7 protein-coding genes and 1 pseudogene are annotated in these 4,372 nt (G+C 68.7%); 2 read left to right on the top strand and 6 right to left on the bottom strand.

Features of this window, described 5'->3' with window-relative positions:
* The 5 genes from ACOJTB_RS04280 to ACOJTB_RS04260 all read right to left on the bottom strand — a co-directional run.
* The coding region (locus ACOJTB_RS04280) for a MetQ/NlpA family ABC transporter substrate-binding protein (protein ID WP_420101281.1) at positions 1–350 on the bottom strand (350 nt) is incomplete at its 3' end.
* A gap of 103 nt (positions 351–453) precedes the next feature.
* Positions 454–1,134 carry a methionine ABC transporter permease gene (locus ACOJTB_RS04275; protein WP_420101280.1) on the bottom strand — a complete coding sequence of 227 codons (681 nt, stop codon included), beginning with the start codon at positions 1,132–1,134 and terminating at the stop codon, positions 454–456.
* Entirely contained in the window at positions 1,124–2,233 is a 1,110-nt protein-coding gene (locus ACOJTB_RS04270) for a methionine ABC transporter ATP-binding protein (protein ID WP_420101279.1), read from the bottom strand. The genes ACOJTB_RS04275 and ACOJTB_RS04270 overlap by 11 nt, the downstream gene beginning before the upstream one ends.
* A gap of 7 nt (positions 2,234–2,240) precedes the next feature.
* A complete protein-coding gene (locus tag ACOJTB_RS04265) occupies positions 2,241–2,399 on the bottom strand; it encodes a hypothetical protein (RefSeq protein ID WP_420101278.1) in 159 nt (52 codons plus the stop codon).
* Positions 2,400–2,405: 6 nt separating this feature from the next.
* Complete coding sequence (locus ACOJTB_RS04260) at positions 2,406–2,657, bottom strand: hypothetical protein (RefSeq protein WP_420101277.1); 252 nt, start codon at positions 2,655–2,657, stop codon at positions 2,406–2,408.
* Positions 2,658–3,070: 413 nt separating this feature from the next.
* On the opposite strand from ACOJTB_RS04260, the gene ACOJTB_RS04255 reads away from it, so the two are divergent.
* Together ACOJTB_RS04255 and ACOJTB_RS04250 are read left to right on the top strand one after the other, a co-directional pair.
* Entirely contained in the window at positions 3,071–3,454 is a 384-nt protein-coding gene (locus ACOJTB_RS04255) for a hypothetical protein (RefSeq protein ID WP_420101276.1), read from the top strand.
* A 98-nt stretch (positions 3,455–3,552) separates the two neighbouring features.
* On the top strand, positions 3,553–4,044 hold the full coding sequence (locus tag ACOJTB_RS04250; RefSeq protein WP_420101275.1) for a copper chaperone PCu(A)C: 492 nt from the start codon (positions 3,553–3,555) through the stop codon (positions 4,042–4,044).
* Between the two features lie 192 nt (positions 4,045–4,236).
* On the opposite strand, the pseudogene ACOJTB_RS04245 reads toward ACOJTB_RS04250, so the two are convergent.
* Positions 4,237–4,372: pseudogene (locus ACOJTB_RS04245) on the bottom strand (dihydrodipicolinate synthase family protein); the annotation flags it as partial.

The following is a 4,372-nucleotide window of genomic DNA, read 5'->3' as shown; positions in this document are numbered from 1 at the left end:
GAATAGATGCCGAGCGGGAAGTTCACGGTGAGGCCGACGCTCTCGATCTTGAAGCCGCGATCCTTCACCTGATTGTCGAGATAGGGCTGGTTCTGGAAGGAATTGGCCTCCAGCTCACCGGCGGCGAGCGCCTGGTTCGGCACGACGTAATCGGAGAACTCGATGATCTTGAGGTCGATGCCCTTCTGCGCGAGCAGCGGCTTCACCTTCTCCAGAATCTCGGCATGCGGGCCGGGGGAGACGCCGATGCGGAGGGTCTGCTTGTCCTGGGCCAGTGCCGGGAGCGAGAGGGCGAGAGCGGCGAGCGCGGTGGCGGCCAGAGCGGTGCGGCGGGTGATGGTCGCGGTCATCGGGATGGTTCCTTGGGTTGGGGACGGTGATCTCTCAGCCTCATCCTGAGGAGGCACGCGGCGTCTCGAAGGATGAGGGCTGAGGGTGGGTCTTCGGAAAAAATCAGGCGTGGCGCAGGCGCTTGTTCAGGCTCCGCGAGAGACGGTCGCCGACACTCTGTACGGTCTGGACGAGGACGATCAGCACGGCGACGACCGCAGCCATCACCTCGGGCATGAAGCGCTGGTAGCCGTAGCGGATGCCGAGATCGCCCAGCCCGCCGCCACCGACCGCGCCGACCATGGCCGAAAAGCCGATCAGGCTGACCACGGCCAGGGTAAGGCCGAGCACGATCGCCGGCAGCGCCTCGGGCACCAGCACCTTGCGCACGATCTGGAGGGGCGTCGCCCCCATGGCGCGGGCGGCCTCGACGAGCCCCTGGTCGACCTCGCGGATCGCCCCCTCGATCAGCCGGGCGATGAAGGGCGTGGCGGCGACGGTCAGCGGCACGATCGCCGCCGTGGTGCCGATCGAGGTGCCGGCGAGAAGGCGGGTGAAGGGGATGATCGCGACGACGAGGATGATGAAGGGCGTGGAGCGCGTGGCGTTGACCAGCGTCCCGAGCAGGAGATTGGCTGCCGGAGCCGCGAACAGCTCCCCGCGCCGGCTCGTGGCGAGGAAGACGCCGAGCGGCAGGCCGAGCGCCGTGCCGAGCCCGGCGGCCACAGCCACCATGGTGAGCGTGTCCAGCGTCGCCTGGCCGATGAGCTGCAGGATCTGGGGCGAGATGATCTCAGGAAACATGGCCGATCACCTCCGCCTTCAGGTCCAGGGTCTTGAGCGCGCCCAGCACCGCCCCGCTCTCGGGCTCGCTCGCCGGCACCGAGACGAGCAGGCTGCCGAAAGGCCGGCCGGCGATCGCATCGATGCGCCCGGCGAGAATGTTGACGTCCACCCCGACCACGGAACTGAGCCGACTGATGACCGGCGCCGTCGCATTGACGCCGGTGAAGGTGACGCGCAGCACCAGCGCGTCGCCGGGGCGGGCTTCCGGCCGGATGCGGCCCTGCAGATGCGCGGGCAGCTCGACGCCGGTCACCGCCTCGACGAAACGGGCCGTGGTCGGGTGCTGCGGGGCGGTGAAGACCGAGAAGGTCTCTCCCTCCTCGACGATGCGCCCGCCCTCGATGACCGCGACTCGGTCGCAGATTTCCTTGATGACGGGGATCTCGTGGGTGATCAGCAGGATGGTGAGGCCGAGCTCGCGGTTGACCTGCTTCAGCAGCGCCAGGATCGACTTGGTGGTTTCGGGGTCGAGCGCCGAGGTCGCCTCGTCGCAGAGCAGGACCTTGGGATCGGTGGCGAGCGCCCGGGCGATGCCGACGCGCTGCTTCTGCCCGCCGGAGAGCTCCGCCGGGTAGCGGCCCTGCTTGTCGGCGAGGCCGACCAGGGCCAGCAGCTTCTCGACCTTGGCGGCGATGGCGGCCTTCGGCGTGCCGGCGATCTCCAGCGGCAGAGCGACATTGTCGAACACCGTGCGCGAGGAGAGCAGGTTGAAGTGCTGGAAGATCATGCCGATCTGGCGGCGACGGCGGCGCCAGCCGGCCTCGTTCAGGGTCGTGACATCCTCGCCCTCGATGAGCAGCCGGCCGGCGGTGGCCTTTTCCAGCCCGTTGACGAGGCGGATCAGCGTGGATTTGCCGGCGCCGGACCGGCCGATCACGCCGACGATCGCTCCCGCCGGCACCGACAGATCGATGCCGGAGAGGGCGGTCACGGCCTGCTGGCCGCGCCGTCCGGGATAGGTCTTGCCGACATCCTGAAAGCGGATCAGCGGGTCGGGCTCGGCGGCCAGCGGCCGCGCGCCGGGCGCGAGCGCGGCGGGGTTGACGGGGGCGTTCATCATCACCTCAGAAATGCGGGTGGCAGGGCCATTCGCTGTCGGCCAGCTGCTCGAGCATGGCGGCGCGAAGCGCCTTGCGACGGGCGTCGCCGATCACCGGCACCCGCACCGCAATGCGTGCGGGGTGGCCGGCGAGACGGTGCCAGAGCGAAAGCAGGTGCTTCATGGCGGCTCAGGACGCCAGCCGGAACGCACCGGCCGGCCGCCGCGGCCTTGCGAGCAGCCGCACCGCCTGCTCGGCCGCGCCGGGCGTGGCGAAACGCTGGCCGTCCAGGGCGTGGAAGCTGGCATCAGCGGCGATGAAGGTGAAGAAGCGCTCATCGGCCCTGCGGTTGACGAGCCCGACCTGGGTTTCGCCCAGCTCGATGACATAGGCCTGCTGTGCCGGGCTGTGCTGCCCGGCAATGGGAAGGGAAAGGATCATGGGTTCTCGAAGCCTCTGCGCCGCGAAGCGGCCTGAACGGATGATGTCGATCGGCAGGAACGGGCGGCGTTCGCCCGGTGCGTCAGCGTCGACAACAGCAGCGGCTGAGGGAAAGGGGTCTTGCCCGGAAGGTGCTCGCAATGGTCATGTTCGTCTCCCGTCCATGGAGCCCACGACCGCGTCGTGGCGCTTTAGCTTTTGGTGACGCGGTGCAAGCTGCTCGCTCAAATCTCCGCGGCCGGCGGGTCAACCCACCGACATTGCCAATCTGGCCCGTTTCGTCCTGTTTGTCAATCATCTCGTTCTTTTAAAGAAACGTTCTGAAAGAGAAGATTTTTCTCCATCTCGGTTGGTGCCTGGCCTGCGGCATCGCGCGGCTTGACGCCTGTGCCCAACCCCCGGCAAGTGCGGGCATGGTCACGCCCTGCGACAGCCTGCTGGGTCGTCTGCGCCGCTCCCTTCTGGGGGCGTGGCTCGCGGTCGGCTATGCGCTGGCGGTACTCGCTATGGCGCTGGCCCCGATGCAGGGCGCGCAGGCTTTCGGCCTCGAGTCGGGCGCCGTGCTCTGCTCGGGCAATCCCGTTCCAAGCGAGAACGGGCCGGCGGCCCCGCTCGGCGAGCTCGCCCATTGCAAGGGCTGCGCGCATCATCCCCTTCTGGCTGCGGCGCCCCCGGCCGCGGCCGCCATGTGCGCGCCCGGCAGCCGGCTCTTCGCGCTGGTTCCGGCCGCGAGCGGCAGCCTGCCGCAGGGCGCTGTCCGTGGCCTGCCGCCGTCGCGCGCGCCGCCAGTCGCCTGATCCGCGCCTTCCAGAACCGACCCCTCCGGACCGACGCCCCCGCAACGGCCGGATCCCGTTCAACGGCTGCCCTGCGGCCGTCCTAAAGGATGATACCCATGAATTTCGTTCGCTTCACCGCGGTCGGCGCCATCGCGCTCGCCGCCTCGCTGGCCGGTTTTGCCGCCGGCGCCCATAGCTTCAAGGCCGGGCCGTTGAAGATCGGCCACCCGTGGTCGCGCGCCACGCCGAACGGCGCCAAGGTCGGCGGCGGCTATCTTTCGATCGAGAACACCGGCTCGGCGCCCGACCGGCTCGTTTCGGTCTCCGTGCCCTTCGCCGCGCGGGCGGAGATCCATGAGATGGCGGTGAAGGACGGCGTCATGACCATGCGCCCGCTCGATCAGGGCATCGCGATCGCCCCCGGCCAGACCGTCGAGTTCAAGCCCGGCGGCTACCACATCATGTTCATGGATCTGAAGCAGCCGCTGAAGATGGGCGAGCTGATGAAGGGCACGCTCACCTTCGAGAAGGCCGGCAGCGTCGATGTCGAGTTCAAGGTCGACTCGATCGCCGCCAAGGGCGACGACGGCGCGCATAAGGGGCATTGAGGCTCCGGCCCGCTTTACCGATGAAACGCGGGGAACCCTCTCCCGTAGGGAGAGGGCAGGGTGAGGGGTAGGCCGTTGGACAGGGAAGCAACAACCCAACCGCAGCGCGTGTGAGGACACTGCCTAACTGGCCCAGGGGCCTACACCTCACCCCTGCCCCTCTCCTTACAGGAGAGGGGTTCCCGGAGCGCTTCAGATCCTCGCCCTCGGATCGGTCTTCGCCACCCGCGCGAGCAGGTAGTCGATTTCGGCCCTGGCGGCGGCGGTGATGGCCGAGCCCGGCTTGCGCTGGGCGTCGCTTGCCAGGATGCCGCGCTTCATCAGCGTG

This window comes from Allobosea sp., assembly GCF_048595345.1.
Lineage (GTDB): Bacteria > Pseudomonadota > Alphaproteobacteria > Rhizobiales > Beijerinckiaceae > Allobosea.
Note: the sequence above shows the minus strand (reverse complement) of the source record. Positions and strands in the feature narration are given on the sequence as shown.

Excerpts from the sequence above, each read along its gene's own strand:
- ACOJTB_RS04250 (WP_420101275.1), top strand. The coding sequence starts at position 3,553 with ATGAATTTCGTTCGCTTCACCGCGGTCGGCGCCATCGCGCTCGCCGCC.
- ACOJTB_RS04275 (WP_420101280.1), bottom strand. The coding sequence starts at position 1,134 with ATGTTTCCTGAGATCATCTCGCCCCAGATCCTGCAGCTCATCGGCCAG.
- ACOJTB_RS04270 (WP_420101279.1), bottom strand. The coding sequence starts at position 2,233 with ATGAACGCCCCCGTCAACCCCGCCGCGCTCGCGCCCGGCGCGCGGCCG.
- ACOJTB_RS04265 (WP_420101278.1), bottom strand. The coding sequence starts at position 2,399 with ATGAAGCACCTGCTTTCGCTCTGGCACCGTCTCGCCGGCCACCCCGCA.
- ACOJTB_RS04260 (WP_420101277.1), bottom strand. The coding sequence starts at position 2,657 with ATGATCCTTTCCCTTCCCATTGCCGGGCAGCACAGCCCGGCACAGCAG.
- ACOJTB_RS04255 (WP_420101276.1), top strand. The coding sequence starts at position 3,071 with ATGGTCACGCCCTGCGACAGCCTGCTGGGTCGTCTGCGCCGCTCCCTT.